The sequence below is a fragment of the Lacibacter cauensis genome, assembly GCF_007830055.1.
In the GTDB taxonomy this organism is placed as follows: domain Bacteria; phylum Bacteroidota; class Bacteroidia; order Chitinophagales; family Chitinophagaceae; genus Lacibacter; species Lacibacter cauensis.
Window position 1 is genome coordinate 24,670 of sequence record NZ_VLLE01000002.1, and the last position, 18,472, is coordinate 43,141.

General features: G+C 42.0%; 14 protein-coding genes. 9 read left to right on the plus strand and 5 right to left on the minus strand.

All coding sequences use genetic code 11. From position 1 onward, the window contains the following. Nucleotides 1–119: 119 nt before the first annotated feature. The gene (gene accC / locus IQ13_RS00135; protein ID WP_144883314.1) at nucleotides 120–1,457 is read left to right on the plus strand and encodes an acetyl-CoA carboxylase biotin carboxylase subunit; all 1,338 of its coding nucleotides are present in this window, start codon (nucleotides 120–122) and stop codon (nucleotides 1,455–1,457) included. Between the two features lie 73 nt (nucleotides 1,458–1,530). Here accC and IQ13_RS00140 read toward each other — a convergent pair whose 3' ends face one another. The 3 genes from IQ13_RS00140 to IQ13_RS00150 all read right to left on the minus strand — a co-directional run bounded on the left by IQ13_RS00140 (nucleotide 1,531) and on the right by IQ13_RS00150 (nucleotide 6,290). After that, the gene (locus IQ13_RS00140) at nucleotides 1,531–3,720 is read right to left on the minus strand and encodes a glutamine synthetase III family protein (RefSeq protein ID WP_144883316.1); all 2,190 of its coding nucleotides are present in this window, start codon (nucleotides 3,718–3,720) and stop codon (nucleotides 1,531–1,533) included. A gap of 157 nt (nucleotides 3,721–3,877) precedes the next feature. Beyond that, nucleotides 3,878–4,891 (minus strand): glutamine synthetase beta-grasp domain-containing protein, encoded by a 1,014-nt coding sequence (locus IQ13_RS00145; RefSeq protein ID WP_144883318.1) that lies wholly within the window; start codon nucleotides 4,889–4,891, stop codon nucleotides 3,878–3,880. 151 nt (nucleotides 4,892–5,042) lie between these two features. Then, nucleotides 5,043–6,290 (minus strand): hypothetical protein, encoded by a 1,248-nt coding sequence (locus IQ13_RS00150; RefSeq protein ID WP_144883320.1) that lies wholly within the window; start codon nucleotides 6,288–6,290, stop codon nucleotides 5,043–5,045. Nucleotides 6,291–6,376: 86 nt separating this feature from the next. Here IQ13_RS00150 and purL point away from each other — a divergent pair, with 86 nt between their 5' ends. The 4 genes from purL (at nucleotide 6,377) to pyrG (ending at nucleotide 12,257) form a co-directional block, all read left to right on the plus strand. Beyond that, nucleotides 6,377–8,611 carry a phosphoribosylformylglycinamidine synthase subunit PurL gene (purL, locus tag IQ13_RS00155; protein WP_144883322.1) on the plus strand — a complete coding sequence of 745 codons (2,235 nt, stop codon included), beginning with the start codon at nucleotides 6,377–6,379 and terminating at the stop codon, nucleotides 8,609–8,611. After that, nucleotides 8,611–9,591, plus strand: coding sequence for an ADP-glyceromanno-heptose 6-epimerase (gene rfaD / locus IQ13_RS00160; RefSeq protein WP_144883324.1), 981 nt, complete (start codon nucleotides 8,611–8,613; stop codon nucleotides 9,589–9,591). Before purL ends, rfaD begins: the two co-directional genes overlap by 1 nt. 76 nt (nucleotides 9,592–9,667) lie before the next feature. Then, nucleotides 9,668–10,462 (plus strand): pyrroline-5-carboxylate reductase, encoded by a 795-nt coding sequence (gene proC, locus IQ13_RS00165; protein ID WP_144883326.1) that lies wholly within the window; start codon nucleotides 9,668–9,670, stop codon nucleotides 10,460–10,462. A gap of 145 nt (nucleotides 10,463–10,607) precedes the next feature. After that, nucleotides 10,608–12,257: a CTP synthase gene (pyrG, locus tag IQ13_RS00170; protein WP_144883328.1), complete on the plus strand. Its 1,650-nt coding sequence runs from the start codon at nucleotides 10,608–10,610 to the stop codon at nucleotides 12,255–12,257. Between the two features lie 86 nt (nucleotides 12,258–12,343). Here pyrG and IQ13_RS00175 read toward each other — a convergent pair whose 3' ends face one another. After that, the gene (locus IQ13_RS00175) at nucleotides 12,344–13,540 is read right to left on the minus strand and encodes a DUF4407 domain-containing protein (protein WP_144883330.1); all 1,197 of its coding nucleotides are present in this window, start codon (nucleotides 13,538–13,540) and stop codon (nucleotides 12,344–12,346) included. 13 nt (nucleotides 13,541–13,553) lie between these two features. Between IQ13_RS00175 and IQ13_RS21290 the strand changes: the two genes are divergently transcribed. From IQ13_RS21290 to IQ13_RS00185, 3 genes are all read left to right on the plus strand, one after another. Further along, nucleotides 13,554–13,715, plus strand: a complete 162-nt coding sequence (locus tag IQ13_RS21290) for a hypothetical protein (RefSeq protein WP_158637267.1) — start codon at nucleotides 13,554–13,556, stop codon at nucleotides 13,713–13,715. Nucleotides 13,716–13,840: 125 nt separating this feature from the next. Beyond that, nucleotides 13,841–15,697 (plus strand): membrane protein insertase YidC, encoded by a 1,857-nt coding sequence (gene yidC, locus IQ13_RS00180; RefSeq protein WP_144883332.1) that lies wholly within the window; start codon nucleotides 13,841–13,843, stop codon nucleotides 15,695–15,697. 110 nt (nucleotides 15,698–15,807) lie between these two features. Continuing rightward, entirely contained in the window at nucleotides 15,808–16,473 is a 666-nt protein-coding gene (locus IQ13_RS00185) for a hypothetical protein (protein WP_144883334.1), read from the plus strand. 46 nt (nucleotides 16,474–16,519) lie between these two features. Here IQ13_RS00185 and IQ13_RS00190 read toward each other — a convergent pair whose 3' ends face one another. Beyond that, on the minus strand, nucleotides 16,520–16,861 hold the full coding sequence (locus IQ13_RS00190; RefSeq protein ID WP_144883336.1) for a hypothetical protein: 342 nt from the start codon (nucleotides 16,859–16,861) through the stop codon (nucleotides 16,520–16,522). 153 nt (nucleotides 16,862–17,014) lie between these two features. Between IQ13_RS00190 and IQ13_RS00195 the strand changes: the two genes are divergently transcribed. After that, nucleotides 17,015–18,436, plus strand: a complete 1,422-nt coding sequence (locus tag IQ13_RS00195; RefSeq protein ID WP_144883338.1) for a tetratricopeptide repeat protein — start codon at nucleotides 17,015–17,017, stop codon at nucleotides 18,434–18,436. Nucleotides 18,437–18,472: the final 36 nt, after the last annotated feature.

Below are 18,472 nucleotides of genomic sequence, written 5' to 3' on the forward strand. Positions count from 1 at the left end.
TTGAAAATGATTCAATTTGCAAATTTGAAAATGGAAAGGGCGTTTCTGTAAAAGCAGCCCGGCATTTTCAGGTTTTCAATTTTCAAATTATTCAATTCTCAAATTTTCAAATTAACTCCATGTTTAAAAAGATATTAATTGCCAACCGTGGTGAGATTGCGTTACGTATTATACGTACCTGCCGTGAAATGGGCATCAAAACGGTTGCTGTTTATTCAACTGCAGATCGTGAAAGTCTTCATGTAAAATTTGCCGATGAAGCAGTTTGTATTGGTAAGCCTGCAGGTGCAGAATCGTACCTCAACGTACCCAACATTATTGCTGCTGCTGAAATTACCAATGCCGATGCAATTCATCCCGGCTACGGTTTTTTAGCTGAGAATGCAAAGTTTGCTGAAATATGCGGACAGAACGGCATCAAGTTCATTGGTCCAACTCCTGAGCAAATCCGTTTAATGGGTGATAAAGTAACAGCTAAGGAAACCATGATCAAAGCAGGTGTTCCTGTTGTGCCTGGTGGACAAGGTTTGTTGCCGAGCCTCGAAGAAGCCAAGCGTATTGCAAAAGAAATTGGTTACCCTATTATCTTAAAAGCAACTGCAGGTGGTGGTGGTAAAGGTATGCGTGTTGTGTGGGCCGAAGAAGACCTGGAGCGTAACTACGATATGGCGAAGAATGAAGCTGCTGCTTCATTTAAGAATGATGGTATTTATATGGAGAAGTTCGTAGAAGAACCCCGCCATATAGAAATCCAGGTAGCCGGCGATCGTTATGGAACTGTTTGTCACCTGAGTGAGCGTGATTGTTCTATCCAACGTCGTCACCAGAAATTGGTAGAAGAATCTCCTTCTCCGTTTATGACTCCCGAACTGCGTAAAGCAATGGGTGATGCGGCGAAGAAAGCTGCGTCTGCTATTAATTACGAAAGCGTAGGTACCATCGAGTTTCTTGTTGACAAACACCGCAACTTCTACTTCATGGAAATGAACACACGTATCCAGGTAGAACATTGCGTTACAGAAGAAGTAACCAATTTCGATTTAATTAAAGAGCAGATTCTGATTGCCATGGGCGAAAAGATCAGCGGTTTGGATTACGAACCTGAGATGCATGCCATTGAGTGCCGTATCAATGCAGAAGATCCTTACAATGATTTCCGTCCATCACCCGGTAAGATTACTACATTGCATCAGCCTGGTGGTCATGGTATCCGTATCGATTCGCATGTGTATGCCGGTTATGTGATTCCTCCTTACTACGATTCTATGATTGCAAAAATTATTGCAGTTGCACGTACACGTGAGGAAGCTATTAACACCATGAGCCGTGCATTAAGTGAATATGTAATTGAAGGAGTGAAAACAACGATTCCATTCCATCAGCAACTCATGAAAGATGAAAACTTCCGCAAAGGAAATTTCACTACCAAGTTTTTGGAAACGTTCCAGATGAAGTAAGATGTATACACATTATGTATAAAAAGAAAAGGCCGGTTTTTCCGGCCTTTTCTTTTTATGTGCTGATGTTGTATTAACGCAGGAACAACAACTCCCTGTACTTCGGTAAATACCAGCTCGCATCATCTACCAGCAGTTCAAGCTTATCAACATGGTAGCGGATCTCATCAAAAAATTTACCTTTTACATCATCGCAGTAAGCAATGGCTTTTTCCCGTGTATCGGTAATGGCATTTGCTTTTTTACGTGCTTCAATCATTTGCTCAACAAGGTCGCTTCCTTTGTTGATGTGCAGGGAGATTTTTTCAAGAATCTGTAACTGGTTTTCGTAACCTTCTTTACCAATACCAATTTCTTTTAAGCCTTTAATGTTGTTGATAAGAACGTTCTGGTATTTAATGGCAGCAGGCAATACATGGCTTGTGCAAAGCTCGCCCATTACACGGCCCTCTATCTGCACACGCTTAATATAGTTTTCCAGTTCAATTTCATGGCGTGCTTCCAGCTCTGCATGTGTAAATACGCCGGTATTTTCAAACAATGCTTTTGCTTTTGAAGTAACCATTGCATCGAGTGCAAGTGGTGTTGTTTTTACGTTCGGCAATCCTCGTTTGGCTGCTTCTTTCTCCCATGCTTCGCTGTAACCATCTCCTTCAAACAATACCTTTTTGCTTTCGCTTACATAACGCTGCAGCACATGCATAATGGCGATTTCTTTTTTCTCACCTTTCTCAATCAACGTATCTACTTCTTCTTTAAAAGTGATGAGCGTCTGCGCCATAATAGCGTTCAGCACCGTCATAGCATTGGAGCAGTTGGCACTTGAGCCTACTGCACGGAATTCGAATTTGTTTCCGGTAAATGCAAAAGGCGATGTACGGTTACGGTCTGTATTATCTAAGAATAATTCAGGAATACTTTTATGCAGATCGAGTTTCAAAATAGCTTCATCCTGCTCATCGAATTTTGTGGTTACACGTTTTTCAACGGCTTCCAGTACTTCGGTTAAGTATTTACCAACAAATACCGAGATAATTGCAGGTGGCGCTTCGTTTGCACCTAAACGATAATCGTTACCTGCACTTGCGATGGATGCACGCAACAGATCGGCATACTGATCTACTGCACGGATCACATTGGTAAAGAAGGTAAGGAACATTAAGTTCGTCTTGGGAGTTTTACCGGGTGCAAGCAGGTTCACACCTGTATCGGTAGATAAACTCCAGTTATTATGCTTGCCACTTCCGTTAATGCCGGCAAATGGTTTTTCGTGCAGTAATACACGCAACTTATGCCTGCGTGCTACACGATCCATAATATCCATCAACAACGAGTTGTGATCAATGGCAACAGCCACTTCTTCAAAAATTGGTGCACACTCAAACTGTGCAGGTGCAACTTCGTTGTGGCGTGTACGTAAAGGAATACCCAGTTTGTACGATTCATTTTCAAAGTCACGCATAAAGGCATAAATGCGCTCAGGGATAGAACCAAAATAATGATCTTCTAATTGTTGACCTTTTGCGGAAAGATGACCAAACACGGTGCGTCCGCTCAGCACTAGGTCGGGACGTGCATTAAACAAGGCTTCATCAACCACAAAATATTCCTGTTCCCAGCCAAGGGTAGGCGTAACTTTCGAAATGTTTTTATCGAAGTAATGACAAACATCGAGTGCAGCTTTGTTCACAGCTTCCAATGCTTTCAGTACAGGTCCTTTGTAATCGAGCAGTTCACCGGTATAGGAAACAAATACAGTAGGAATGCACAGCGTTTTGCCTTCACCAATTTCCATAATAAACGCAGGCGAGGAGGGATCCCATGCGGTGTAACCACGTGCTTCAAATGTTGCACGAATGCCACCACTTGGAAACGATGATGCATCGGGCTCCTGCTGAATCAATGCACCGCCATCAAACTCTTCAATAGCAGTACCATCGCCTTTGAGTGTAAAGAACGAATCGTGTTTTTCAGCAGTTGTACCTGTTAACGGTTGGAACCAGTGTGTGTAATGCGTTACACCTTTGCTCTCGGCCCATTGACGGATACCGGCAGCAATCTGGTTGGCATTTACACGGTCAATTTTTTTATTTCCTTTGATAGATGAGACAAGACTTTTATAGGCTTCATCACTTAAGTATTCACGGGCAGTTTTCAAAGTAAAAACGTTCTGACAAAAGATAGCAGTAATCTTGGTTGGAGAACTTACTTCTGTACTTCTTTGTTTCGAAAAATTTTTAATGGCCTGGTAGCGTAACGACATAAAATAGGTTTGAATGTTATTTGCCGATGGCAAGTTTTGTTTGCTGTATCAACGGTCTGCCAACCGCTGTGCGAATTTCTGTTTTCTTACCGAAAATAATGTATAAAAAAATCCCCCCGTAGAAGCGGAGGGATTTCTATCAGATATCGCAGTTGATTTAGGCTTGTACGCTCTTAACTGTTTTAATGATGCGTGCAGCAACTTTGTAAGGATCTGCAGCTGAGTTTGGACGACGATCTTCCAGGTAGCCCTTCCAGCCCCATTTTGGAACTACAACAGGGATACGGATAGAAGCACCACGGTCAGAAACGCCATAGCTGAAATCGTGAATGCTTGCAGTTTCGTGCTTACCTGTTAAACGCAGGTGGTTATCTGCACCGTAAACTTCAATATGTTCTTTTACTACAGGACGGAAAGCTTCACAAACTTTATCGAAGATTTCTTTGCTGCCTGCAGTACGTAATAATGTGTTAGAGAAGTTGGCGTGCATACCACTACCGTTCCAGTCTAATGCGCCGAGAGGCTTACAATGCCAGTTGATGGATACACCATATTTCTCCCCAATTCTTTCGAGGAGGTAACGACCTAACCAGATTTGATCGCCAGCCTCTTTTGCACCTTTAGCGAAAATCTGGAATTCCCACTGGCCTGCTGCTACTTCAGCATTGATACCTTCAACATTCAAACCTGCCTCTAAGCAAGCATCCAAATGTTCTTCGATGATATCACGACCGTAAGCGTTGTTGGCACCTACAGAGCAGTAGTAAGGACCTTGTGGTGCAGGATAGCCACCTGCAGGGAAACCAAGCGGTTTGTTTGTTTCAGGGTTCCAAAGGAAATACTCCTGTTCGAAACCAAACCAGAAATCATTATCATCATCATCAATATGTGCACGGCCATTTGATTCATGCGGAGTACCATCAGCATTCAATACTTCACACATTACCAGGTATCCATTCTTACGCTGAGGATCGGTAATAATATAAACCGGTTTTAACAAGCAATCAGATGAACCACCGGGAGCCTGTTCTGTAGAAGAACCATCGAAACTCCACATGGGGCAATCTTCTAACTTACCGCTGAAGTCTTTTTCAATTTTTGTTTTGCTGCGAAGGCTTTGTGTTGGTTTGTAACCATCGAGCCAGATGTACTCAAGTTTTGCTGCTGACATTTTTTACCGCTTTGATTTAGTTTGAAAAAACAATAAATATTGCTAATTGCGCTGCTAATTTACGATTGAAAATGTTTAAAATCTAAAAATTTTCAGATAATTCCCCAATTAAAACGTTAGTTAGTGTGGAAAAGTAAATATGTAATTTATTTTAATTTGTTTTCTTCCAGTCGATGGTCGCAATGATAGGCACAAGGATGAAGGGAAAGAAGATGGCACGGTAACGTACAATTGCTCCTAATTGTGGTACAATATAACCTGTAAGCAGCAGCAGCACCATCGATACAAGAAAGAGAAACATCACAACCGTATGTTTATACGGATTGGCATTGTAACGGAAGAACCAAACAGAAACCAGCAGCCAGATGAATAAGATTTCAATTGCACAGATGATATAAAAAGGTGATTGAAACTCGGTAATGTATGGACGAACAAGTGCATGGTTTAATGCCTGTGGTGCATTTTGCATGAAGCTTGAAAAGTTAGCATGCAGTTTCCGTTGTGGTAAGAATGAATTACCGCCCAGCTTAATAAATTCTTTATTGCGCAGTGTAATGGAAACCGGTAGGTCGAGTTTGGGATGAACATATTTCGCCGAAAAGAAAACTGTAGTGCCGATAACAGTAACCAGTGCAAAGGCAATCCATTTGTTTTTCGTAAAAAATCGTTCAGCCACCCACCAGGCAAACAATCCCGGTACGCAGGCTAGCACAACATGATTACGTACAGGAAAAATAGCCAGTAACAACAACAGCACAATGGCAATATTGCGAAAGTTGAGTTGCCTGTTCTTTACTGCAAAGTACATCACAAATACAATCAACGACAGATAGGTAAATACCAGGCCATCCTTATGAATCCCACTCGACCAAAACAAAAACGATGGAAACAAAAACGTACTGCAGGTTATCAGTAATTTTTTGCCTGGGAAAACATCGTTCATTACACGAATGAATGCAATAGGTCCAAAGAACGTAAGAAAGGAATAGAAAATGACATTCACATAGTATCTCGAACCACTGAAAACATTGAACAGCGAAACGATCTTAACCATATACGTGTGCTTCAAATCGTTCCAGTACGAATTGACGCTTGAAAATAAATGGCGATACTCATGACCGTAAGGATTATCGAAGATGCTCAAAAAATAACGGGCAGGGTTTTGATATAGAATCCTGGTATCCTTTTCAGCATCAAAAAAGAATTTCCAGCTGTCGGCCGATTGTTGGTAATTAGGTATTGTAGTAAAAAAGTAGCCATAGGCAACCCCGGCCATCACTTTTAATATAAAAAGGCCTGCTATCCACGTACCGGATAATTCAGTCTTTCGTATAAATTGAATACGGGTAACGAGCCAGCTAAATAAGGCCAGGTAAACGGCAAAAAGGAAATAAGTCATGCGTTAGTGCAGCAAATTAAAATATTTCTTTTCACAGTTTCAAACCATTGCTGCTGCATTTGTACTTTTGCGCTTTCTTACACATCATGGAAGTAACAGTTAAAACCGCACAGCAGCTTCGTTTAACCGAAGAAGAATTTGAACTCATCAAACAGAAACTTGGCCGAACTCCCAACTTTAATGAACTCTGCGCCTTTAGTGGTATGTGGAGCGAACATTGCAGTTATAAGAACTCGATCAAGTGGTTAAAAACATTACCCCGTGAAGGCGGACGTATGTTAGTTAAGGCCGGAGAGGAGAATGCCGGCTTAATGGATATTGGTGACAATCTGGGTGTGGTATTTAAAATTGAAAGTCATAACCACCCGTCGGCCATTGAACCGTTTCAAGGTGCAGCTACCGGTGTAGGTGGTATTCATCGTGATATTTTCACCATGGGTGCACGCCCCATTGCTGCGCTCAACTCACTTCGTTTCGGAAATCTGAAGGAAGCTAAAACACAACATCTGTTGGGTGGAGTGGTACACGGCATTGGTCATTACGGCAATTGTTTTGGCGTACCAACTGTTGGCGGCGAAATCTATTTTGAAAACTGTTATCATACCAACCCGCTTGTGAACGCTATGAGCGTGGGTATTGTAAAAGCAGGTGAAACTGTTTCGGCAACAGCTGAAGGTTTGGGTAACCCTGTATTTTTTGTTGGTAGTGCTACGGGTAAAGATGGTATTGGTGGTGCAAGTTTTGCGAGCGCTGATATTACTGCGGAAAGTGCAGAAGAATTACCTGCAGTACAGGTAGGTGATCCTTTCCAGGAAAAGAAATTACTGGAAGCTTGCCTTGAAGTAATTCAAACCGGTGCAGTTGTGGGTATGCAGGATATGGGTGCAGCGGGCATTATCTGTTCTACTGCAGAAATGAGTGCAAAAGGTGGCGTAGGTATGCGTATCGATCTGGATAAAGTGCCAACCCGCCAGCAGAATATGAAAACATGGGAACTGTTGCTGAGCGAAAGCCAGGAACGTATGCTCATGGTGGTAGAAAAAGGAAAAGAGCAACTGGTGTTGGATGTGTTTGAAAAATGGGATTTGCCTTGTTCTGAAATTGGTGAAGTAACCGGCGATGGTATGCTTCGTTTTTATATGCATGGTGAGCTGGATGCCGAACTTCCTGCACATGATTTAGTGTTGGGTGGTGGTGCCCCTCAATATACAAGAGAGTACAGCGAACCTGCTTACTTCGAAAAAATCAAAGCTTTTGATGCCAGCAGTATTGCAGTTCCTGAAGATCTGAAAGCAACAGCTGAGCAATTGATTCAACTACCCAACATTGCCAGCAAACGTACAGTTTATCACCAGTACGACAGCATGGTGGGAACCGGTAACTCGAGCACCAATGCTCCAACCGATGCCGCAGTAGTACATGTAAAAGGTACCACAAAAGGTATTGCTGTTACAACCGATTGTAACAGCAAATATGTGTTTGCCGATCCGTATAAAGGTGCAATGATTGCGGTAAGTGAAGCTGCACGTAACATTGTGTGTAGTGGTGGTTTGCCATTAGGTGTAACCAACTGTTTGAACTTCGGTAATCCTTACGATCCGCAGGTGTATTACCAGTTTGTACATGCCATCAAAGGTATGGGCGAAGCGTGCGTGAAGTTTGATACGCCAGTAACAGGTGGTAACGTAAGTTTCTATAACCAAAGTCCGGATGGTGCAGTTTATCCAACACCAACGATTGGTATGGTGGGTTTGCTGGAAAACATTGCAGATAAAATGACACTCGACTTTAAAGAAGAAGGCGATGTGATCTTCCTTGTTGGTAAAGCAACAGACAATTTCAGCTCAAGTGAATATTTGCATAAAATACATGGTGTGGAATTCAGTCCTGTTCCTCATTTTGAACTGGAAGAAGAATTTGCATTACAACAAAAGATCGCAGCACTCATTGGTAAAAAACTGATTGCTTCTGCACACGATGTAAGCGAAGGTGGTTTGTTTGTAACCTTAACGGAAGCAGGCTTCAACCGTAACCTTGGTTTTGATGTTACAGCAGCTGATAACACTATCCGCAAAGATGCATATTGGTTTGGCGAAGGACAAAGCCGTGTGGTGGTAACCGTGAAGAAAGAACAGGTGGAAGCGTTTAAGCAAGAGTTAGGCAATCATCCTTACAGTGAATTGGGTGCAGTTACAAACGGCAGTATTGCTGTTGATGGAGCAGATTGGGGTACGATTCTCAGCTGGAAAGAAAAATACGATACTGCAATTGAAGCATTATTAGCTGGTCATGAGAGTGAGCATGCATTAACGGCTTTATAATGAAAAAAGAAGCGGCAATAATTGTTACCGGTGCTGCCGGTTTTATCGGCAGCTGCATGGTGAGTTATCTCAATCAGCTGGGTTATACTAATCTTATTTTGGTTGATGAATTTAACCGTGCAGATAAAGAGCCCAACTTAACAGGTAAACAGTTTGTGCGTAAGGTTGAACGGGAAGAATTATTCACCTGGTTGTATAACGAAAAGCCGGTGATTGATTTTGTGATTCACCTTGGCGCAAGAACAGACACAACTGAGTTCAATTACGCTATTCATCAGCACCTCAACGTTGAATATTCGCAACACATCTGGAACTACTGTACGGTAAACAATGTGCCGTTGATCTATGCATCATCTGCAGCAACTTACGGTGATGGTGAATTAGGTTATGATGATGCACATGAACTGAGTCATCAGTTACAACCATTGAATCCCTACGGCGTTTCCAAGAATGAATTTGATAAATGGGTCCTGCATCAGAACGATCATCCACCTTTTTGGGCGGGGTTGAAGTTCTTCAATGTATATGGTCCAAACGAATACCACAAGGCTCGTATGGCCAGTGTTATCTTCCATGCCTTTAATCAAATAAAGCAAAACGGAGAGATGAAACTCTTCCGTTCGCACAAAGAAGGCTTTAAGGATGGCGAACAGTTGCGTGATTTTGTATATGTGAAAGATGTAGTGCAGGTAATTGCCTGGCTGATGCAGGAACAACCGGCATCTGCTATTTATAACCTGGGTACAGGCAAGGCAAGAAGCTTTCACGATTTGGTGGCGGCAACTTTTCGGGCACAGCATCTTGAAACAAAGATTCAGTTCATTGATATGCCCGAAGACATCCGTGATAAATACCAATACTTCACTGAAGCAAACATGAACAAGTTGCGTGCAGCCGGTTACAAACAACCGTTCTTTTCGTTAGAAGAAGGTGTTACCGACTACGTTCAAAATTATCTTGTTCCTCATCGTTATTATTAGTTAATTTTATAGCTGTAACGAAAGCATGCCACAGTGAAAAAATCGCTGTGGCATTTTATTTATCAAATACGCAGTTATGAATAAGAAGATTGCCATTATCGGAGGAGGAAACCTTGGTGTAGCTATTGCAGAAGGATTGATCAAGAGCGGTTTTTGTTTGCCAAGTCACATCATCATTACCAAACGAAATATTAAAACACTCAGCGATATTGAGAGCAAAGGTGTGCTGGTATCGAGCGATAATAAAGAAGCCGTTCGCTATGCCGATCTTGTAATACTTGCAGTAAAGCCTTTCCAGATAAAAGATGTGTTGCTGGATATGAAGGAAGAGCTTAGCGCTAACAGGCATGTGCTGGTGAGTGTCATTACCGGCATTACCATTAAAGATATGCAGGAATGGGTGGGCAGTAATATGCCTGTGATCCGTGCAATGCCCAACACGGCCATTGCTATCCAGGAAAGCATGACCTGTATCAGTTCTATCAACACTGTACAGGAACAGCTCGATTATGTACACGACCTGTTTTCGCAGCTGGGACGTGTCGCCATGATCGATGAAAAACTGATGGATGCCGCTACGGTATTAGGCGCCTGTGGTATTGCATATGCGTTACGTTACATCCGGGCGAGCATACAAGGTGGTATTGAAATTGGCTTTGATGCTAAAACAGCCACATTGATTGCTGCACAAACGGTAAACGGTGCTGCTGAATTACTCATTCAGAAAGGGTCGCACCCTGAAGCTGAAATTGACAAGGTAACAACACCTCGAGGCTGTACCATTGCGGGGCTTAATGAAATGGAGCACATGGGCTTCAGTTCTTCGTTAATTAAAGGAATTAAAACGAGTTACGACAGCATCGGCAAATAGTTCCAAATTCTTCTTTCCTTGTTTTTTCCACAGGCAGGCCAACTGATTTTTTTCAATCCAAAAAATCATTGTAGGTTTGCATGACCTCCACTATTTATTTCCATTTTACATTACGGCAGGTCTGTAAACTCGAAAAAACTATTTTATGGCCAAGTACATTTTTGTAACCGGTGGCGTTACATCATCATTGGGTAAAGGTATTATTGCGGCATCATTGGCCAAATTATTACAGTCTCGTGGATTTAAAGTAACCATTCAGAAATTCGATCCCTACATCAATGTCGATCCGGGAACACTCAATCCTTACGAACATGGTGAATGTTTTGTAACGGAAGATGGTGCAGAAACAGATCTCGATCTCGGTCACTACGAGCGTTTCCTCAACATTCATACTTCGCAGGCGAATAACGTTACAACAGGTCGTATTTATCAAACTGTAATCAATAAAGAAAGAGAAGGAGCTTACCTCGGCAAAACGGTACAGGTTGTACCGCATATCACTGATGAGATCAAACGTAGAATGTTGCTGTTGGGTAAGGATGGCAAGTATGATATTGTGATTACAGAAATTGGCGGAACAGTAGGTGATATTGAATCGTTGCCGTTTGTTGAAGCAGTGCGTCAGATACAATGGGAATTACCCGAAGAAGATTGCCTGGTGGTACATCTTACATTGATTCCATATTTGAAAGCTGCAAAAGAATTAAAAACAAAACCAACCCAGCACAGCGTTCGTTTACTGAGCCAGGAAGGTGTACATCCGGATATTATTGTTTGCCGTACAGAACGTCCGTTAAGTACAGAGATCCGTCGTAAGATTGCGTTGTTCTGTAATGTAAAACCGGAAGCCGTAATTGAAGCAAGTGATGCTTCTACCATTTACGAAGTGCCGTTGTTTATGTTGAAGGAAAAGCTGGATGTGATTTGCTTGAAGAAGCTCAACGTGACCATCTTCCCCGAACCGGATTTAGAAAACTGGAAAAAGTTCATCGACAAATTAAAATACCCCAAAGGCCAGGTTAACATTGGGTTGATTGGAAAGTATATTGAACTGCAGGATGCTTATAAATCTATTCTCGAAAGCTTTATTCATGCCGGTGCAATTAATGAGTGTAAAGTAAATGTGGTGAATGTGCACAGTGAATTTATTACTGATCAGAATGTAGGTGAAAAGTTAGCCGGCTTAGATGGCTTGCTCGTTGCTCCCGGCTTTGGTAACCGTGGTATTGAAGGAAAGATTACAGCCATTAAATATGCACGTGAAAACGGATTGCCATTCTTTGGAATCTGCTTAGGTATGCAAATGGCTTGTGTTGAGTTTGCAAGAAACGTACTGAATCTGAAAGATGCACACTCGTTTGAAATGAATGCTGATACGCCTGATCCGGTCATTGATATGATGGAAGAGCAGAAGAAAATCACCAGCAAAGGTGGTACCATGCGCTTAGGTTCATATCCTTGCGAAATTAAACCGGGAACATTGGCTGAAAAGATTTACGGCAGCTTACACATCAACGAACGTCATCGCCATCGTTATGAGTTCAACAACAAATACCTTGATGCGTTTGAACAAGCAGGTATGATCCCGAGCGGTAAGAATCCTGAAACAGGATTGGTGGAGATCATTGAAAACCCCAAGCATCCGTTCTTTATTGGTGTACAGTATCATCCCGAACTGAAGAGTACGGTAGAAAGCCCGGCTCCTTTGTTTGTACATTTTATTAAAGCTGCTAAAGAATATTCAGAAAAACAGCAGTCGGTGAAGAACCCTTTGCTGGAAAGTGAGATGATATAAAATGATGTCTGATTTCGGATGTATGATTTCTGATTTAGTTGAATCCCTTAAATCATACATCCGAACTCCTACATCAGACAATTTGATTAGTTCTCCGGTCGTCCAATCATCTGTTGTTTGATCTTTTCCCAGAAGCCCTGCACATTTTCATCGTTGCGTTTCCAGTCTTTTCCAAAATGTGAAAGCTTGGCTTTTTGTTCTTCTTTCTGCATCCGGAAAAATTCTTCCATCGTTTCTGTATCCTGCTGCATCGATAGTTTATTGTAGAGCCGTTTCATTTCCCGTTCATAGTCTACACTTTCTTCGGCCATTTGTTTTTCCAGTGCTTCACGCTGTTTTACTTTTTCGTCGTATACGCCTACAGGCAACAAGGTTTTTGCAATAACCGGCATCAGTTCAATCAACATCAGAATAACAAGAATGAGATAATAGCGAAACTGCAAAGCACCGTTTTCTTTCAACAGGTTATTCATCGCTTCAATACGGGTTAAAAAACCTGTATTGAGATAAGCAAGAAACTCCGTTTCCTGTTTCTTAATGGTTTCTTCCATTGTCTTCAGTTCTTCATCAATGGCATCGATGCGTGGCTGCTGTTGCGTTTGTACTGCTTTGTATTCTTCATCCAGCTTTTGGTATTCGTTGCGTTTCGCCATGGCGATATCTTTCATGCCCACTTTACCGCTGCCGCCGCTTCCATCGGTTTCAGCAATAAACTTTTCCCGGGCATTGTTCACCAATGCATATTTTGTTGCAAGGTCTTTTTGCAGTGCGGCCTTTTCTTTCAGTAACTCATCTTTTCGGTTTTTGTACAACAGATCCAGTTCGGTACGTTTGGTGAGTTTGCGTTTTTCATTATCCAAGGACACCTGCATTTTAATTTCTTTATCGAACATGTACAGAATGGCCGGCTGTGCCATAAACGTACCAATGGTCAACGCTAGCAATCCACGGAAAAGTAGCGGCGTGAATTTCCGTTTATTGAATTGATTGATGCCTTTGATCAATGCTCTGTCGATACTAAGTATCACAAAGCCCATAAACACACCGCTGCCAACATATAGGAATACATTGTCAATAACGGTTGAGAAGAAGTAAGTCCATGCGAGTGTGGCAAAGATCCAGGTAGCTAAAACGCTCATGCCGACTATGCGATAACGGTTACGATCGACCACACAGTCTTTAATCAGTTCTTTTTCTGCTGTTGCCAGCCACCAAAGCAATTCATCGGTTTGGGTAGGGGCATACGTTTCCCTTTCGTACAAGGGCGTAATCGGTTGGCTCATAATAATGATTTAAATGTTAAGCTTGGTTAAAGCGGGAACAGCGAAGTGGTTAAAGCTGGAAGTAAAACGAGCAGTAAAAATAGTTATTGCAAAAGAAATGGTAAAGCCGGGCAAAGAAAATCCAAGGCGCAAGGCACAAAACCCAAGAGTCGTGAGATTATTTGAAACCGTTTGAATATTGGTTTTTGGGCATTGGGTTTTAAATCTTGTGCCTTGTCTCCTTGTACCTTGAGCCTTTTCTTTCGTACCTCGTACTTCAAGCCAAATGCCTACCTTTGCCGCTCCAAAATAATTACACAAATGAATTTTGACCGGAATACGATTATTGGTTTTGTGGCGATGATGGTGCTGCTGTTTGGTTATATCTTTTTTACCCAACGTCAGCAGGGAGCATTGGAAGCAGATAAAAAGCGCATTGCTGATTCAATAGCGCAAATAGAAGCAGTAAAGCGTAAAGCAGCAGAAGAAAAAGCAAAGGCGTTGGCTGCACAAAAGCCTGCCGATACAGCTGCGCAGGCACCCATTGCTGCCGATGAGTTTCAAACAGGAGGTGCAGAACAGATAACTGTTGTTGAAAACGAAGTGATGAAGGTGAGCTTTACCAGCAAAGGTGGTTACCCCAAATCAATAGAACTTAAAAATTACAAACGTTTCGACGGCAAACAAGTACTGTTGGGTGGCAATACACATCAGTTAGTGTACCAGGTAAACGCCGGTACGAACAAGTCGGCTAAAACAAGCGATCTGCAGTTTGCAGCAGGTGCAATTACAACTACTGCCGATGGACAGGCCATTACTTTCAGCGTAGCAAATGCAGCCGGCCAAGCGATCGAACATACGTATAAAATTAAAAACAACAGTTACCTCATTGACTGGACTGTTCAACTCAAAGGAGCAGAAAAACTTTTAACGCAAGGTATCCTTAATCTTAACTGGGATATTACAGCGAATCAACAGGAAAAGGATTTGAAATACGAAAAAGGACAAAGTAATATCGGGTATGTTGAAGATGGCGATTACGATTTTACGGCTGCGGGTACAGGCGATAGCAAAAAGTTTGGCGATAAAACAAAATGGATTGGCGTAAAGCAGCAGTTTTTCAACACTTCACTTGTTGCGGTAAACAATTTCGCTGCTGCAGAAACCAACTGGACAGTACCCGGTAAAGAAGAAGATTCGTTGCACAAAGTAATGGATGTAAAGTCTACACTTCGCTTTAACCTTGCAGGTGTTTCGGCTGCAACAATTCCCATGCAATTGTACTTCGGTCCAAATGATTATCATATTCTCAAGTCGTTTGATAATAAGCTTGAAAGCCATGTGCAGCTCGGGTATGGTATTTTCGCTTTCGTAAAATACATCAACCGTTTTGTGGTAATGCCTGTGTTCGATTTCTTTAACAAGAACATCGGCAGCATGGGTATTGTAATTCTCCTGCTTACATTCTTTATCCGTTTGATCATTTCTCCGCTCACATATACGAGTTATTTGAGTGGTGCCAAAATGAAAGTACTTCGTCCTGAAATTGAAGAGCTGAAGAAGAAATACGGCAGCGATCAGCAGGCAATGAGTATGGAGCAGATGAAGTTGTTCCGCCAGGCTGGTGTTAATCCATTAGGAGGTTGTATCCCTGCAGTATTACAGATTCCAATCTTCTTTGCTTTGTACAGTTTCTTTAACTCAAATATTGCGTTACGTGGTGAAACGTTCCTGTGGGCGAAAGATCTGTCGGCCTACGATACCATCGCTAATCTGCCGTTCACCATTCCTTTCTATGGCGATCATGTGAGTTTGTTTACCATTACAGCAACTATAACCAGTTTGCTCATCTCGGTTTACAATCAGTCGATGACGCCAACGCAGGATAACCCGGTAATGAAGTACATGATCTATTTCTTCCCGATCATGCTGTTGTTCATCTTTAACAGCTTACCATCGGCATTAACCTGGTATTATACGGTATCAAACGTTGTAACATTGGGCTTGCAGTTGATCATTCAGAAGTTCATCATTAACGAAGAGAAACTGCATGCAAAACTGCAGGAGAATAAGAAAAAGCCGGTTTCGAAATCGAAGTGGCAGGAGCGTTTAGAGCAAATGCAGGCAAGTAACCAGAAACTGCAGGATATGCAGAAGAAAACACAGAATAAGAAATAATCTTAACAAAGTTTAACAGGCCCCGGAAGTTCTCCGGGGCTTTTTATTGCCTGTTGATGCAACTTGGCTTACTATTTTTATATCTTTAACCGTATAGAATTGAATCTACTATGAACCAAATGATGAAAGCCGGTTTTTTGTTTTTGTTTACAGCTGTAGTTGGTGCCGCAAAGGCACAACAAACCTACAGCGAGGGCATGGTTACGTATAACATTGTTGTAAATACCGGCAACAACGAGCCCAAAGCGGCCGATCTGTTAGATGGTGCTACGCAAAAAATATGGTTTAAGGGCGTTAATACACGTACTGAGCTTTCCAGCATTCTGGGTAAAACAGTAACGCTGCACGATTCGAAGACAGGTGCTGCTGTTGTAATGAATGAATATGGCGAGCAGAAGATATTGATACGTATGACGAAAGATGATTACGATGATCGAAATGGCAAATATGCAGGTGTACAATTTGAACTGATGCCCGAAACAAAAAAGATCATGGGCTATAACTGTAAGCTGGCTATTGCTAAGTTGAAAGATGGTACAACTTTTCGGGTGTACTACACTACAGAACTTGCTTTCCAGAATAAAGATTATGGTGCTCAGTTTAAAAACCTGCCCGGCTTTCCGTTAGAATATGAATCGGAGTTGGGAAAAATGAAAGTAACCTGTATTGCAGATAAAGTAACGTTCGATCCTGTTCCTTCTGCGATGTTCGATGTGCCGAAAACAGGCTACCGTGAAATGACTTACGAAGAAATTAAAAAAGTAAGAAAGAATTAAAAAGATAGCAGCAAAAGAAAGCCCCGATTTTATCGGGGCTTTTCATTTATTTAATCTCTTTTTGCGGAGTTTTAAACTTGCTGAACACAGCCTTTTTCTTCACCGGTAACACATACAGGTTATTGCCTTTCTGATAGGTAACAGTGTTACCACTAAAAACAAGATTATTGTTAGTGTTTGAAGAGAAGCTGAATCCACTCTTAAAGCGGAAACCGTTTTGTAGTGTTAAAGGACTGCTTTTGAGGTTAAGTGTTGTTTCGTTTTTCTTTTTACCACCACCGCCAGAAAAGAAAGAGGCAGATGAAGCAGTAAAGAAGATGGCAAAACAGCTTACAAACATCAAACCGTTCCGCAGATAATTTTGGCGATATGTTGTTTTGGCTGTCATTTGATAACAAATTTAACGATGAATAATGGGATTCTGTTATCCGCCTATCATTTTTTTATAATTATATTAACGCATGTTGATAACTAAATGTTACATGGCTCACGTAAATTCTCTGAAATACGGGTTAAATTACAGTAACCCACCCGCAACTACATGAAACAAAACCCCTCAAGAAACGACAAAGAAGAAATCAGAGAATTACTTCGTTTGTACGAAAACCTCAAGAACGGCCGTTCGCATTCCTTCCTTGAAGAGGAGAGCTTTGAGAAGTTGATCGACTATTTTGATGATAAAGAGGATTTGCCACAGGCTTTACAGGCAGCGGAATTGGGTATTGAAATTTACCCGTATTCATCTATTCTTCTGGTGAAAAAGGCCGATTTGTTGCTGGCAACCCGTCAATACAAAGCTGCGTTGGAAATATTGGAACAAGCAGAGTTGCTGGATAGTAACGACATTAACCTGTATATCCTTCGTACCGATGCCTACCTGGCTTTAGACCAGCAGGAAAAAGCGGTTGAACTATTGGAAGAAGCTTTGCAGTTGTTTACAGGTGAGGAGCGTTTGGAGCTACTCTTCGAATTATCGGATGTGTATGACGATTACGAAGAATTTGAAAAGGTATTTGATTGTCTCAAGCTGATATTAGAGGAGGAACCAACCAACGAAGAGGCCTTGTATAAAATTTGTTTCTGGACCGATTTTACCGGCAGAAATGAAGAGTCAATTAAGCTGCATCTCAACATCATCAACGAAAATCCCTATAGCGAACTTGCATGGTTTAATCTTGGAGCAGCCTACCAGGGGTTGAAGCTTTACGAAAAAGCCATTGATGCATACATGTACTGCATTGCCATTGATGAAAAGTTCGATTATGCGTATCGCAATATCGGCGATGCGTATATCCGTCTGCGCAAGTACAAAGATGCAATTGAAATGTTGGAAAAGGTGCTGGAGTTAAGCAGACCTGAAGAAGTTATTCATGAAGCGATCGGGTATTGTTACGATCGTATGCAGCAATATGCCCAGGCGAGGTTTCATTACCGCAAGGCTTCGCACATGAACCCCGACGACAGTAAATTGTATTACAAAATAGCCTGCACCTACATTAACGAAGCGCAATACGAAAGCGGAATAAAGCAATTGCAGCAGGCATTGCGTATTCATCGTACGCAACCTGAATACAATCTGGCAATGGGCATGGCGCTGGTGGAAATCGGCGAGTACAAATCGGCAATTGAACACTACAGCCATGTTATTAAAGCAAGACCGAAGAATGTGAAAGGCTGGAGTGCTATACTCGAATGTATGCTAAAGGCCGATATGCTCGACAATGCCGATGAGTATGCAATTGCAGCCTACGAGGCCACCGGCGATAAACCTGTATTCCTCTTTTACAGGGTGGCCATCTTTTTTGCATTAGGCAAAACCAAGCAGGCGATAACACAGCTGGAGTATGCCATGAGCAAGGCGCCAAAGCTGATAAAAAAACTCATCGAGTTGCAGCCCCGCTTATTGCAACATCCGCAGGTGGTAGAGCTGGTTACCCGGTACAAACGGTCGAACTCTTTGTAACTCATGCTGTCGTCTGACGAATGTCAGTAAATCACT

Coding starts and splice junctions, on each gene's coding strand:
- IQ13_RS00175 (WP_144883330.1), bottom strand. CDS start 13,540: ATGAGCCAACCGATTACGCCCTTGTACGAAAGGGAAACGTATGCCCCT.
- IQ13_RS00140 (WP_144883316.1), bottom strand. CDS start 3,720: ATGTCGTTACGCTACCAGGCCATTAAAAATTTTTCGAAACAAAGAAGT.
- proC (WP_144883326.1), top strand. CDS start 9,668: ATGAATAAGAAGATTGCCATTATCGGAGGAGGAAACCTTGGTGTAGCT.
- IQ13_RS00185 (WP_144883334.1), top strand. CDS start 15,808: ATGAACCAAATGATGAAAGCCGGTTTTTTGTTTTTGTTTACAGCTGTA.
- yidC (WP_144883332.1), top strand. CDS start 13,841: ATGAATTTTGACCGGAATACGATTATTGGTTTTGTGGCGATGATGGTG.
- IQ13_RS00195 (WP_144883338.1), top strand. CDS start 17,015: ATGAAACAAAACCCCTCAAGAAACGACAAAGAAGAAATCAGAGAATTA.
- IQ13_RS00190 (WP_144883336.1), bottom strand. CDS start 16,861: ATGACAGCCAAAACAACATATCGCCAAAATTATCTGCGGAACGGTTTG.
- pyrG (WP_144883328.1), top strand. CDS start 10,608: ATGGCCAAGTACATTTTTGTAACCGGTGGCGTTACATCATCATTGGGT.
- IQ13_RS00145 (WP_144883318.1), bottom strand. CDS start 4,891: ATGTCAGCAGCAAAACTTGAGTACATCTGGCTCGATGGTTACAAACCA.
- IQ13_RS00150 (WP_144883320.1), bottom strand. CDS start 6,290: ATGACTTATTTCCTTTTTGCCGTTTACCTGGCCTTATTTAGCTGGCTC.
- rfaD (WP_144883324.1), top strand. CDS start 8,611: ATGAAAAAAGAAGCGGCAATAATTGTTACCGGTGCTGCCGGTTTTATC.
- IQ13_RS21290 (WP_158637267.1), top strand. CDS start 13,554: ATGTTAAGCTTGGTTAAAGCGGGAACAGCGAAGTGGTTAAAGCTGGAA.
- purL (WP_144883322.1), top strand. CDS start 6,377: ATGGAAGTAACAGTTAAAACCGCACAGCAGCTTCGTTTAACCGAAGAA.
- accC (WP_144883314.1), top strand. CDS start 120: ATGTTTAAAAAGATATTAATTGCCAACCGTGGTGAGATTGCGTTACGT.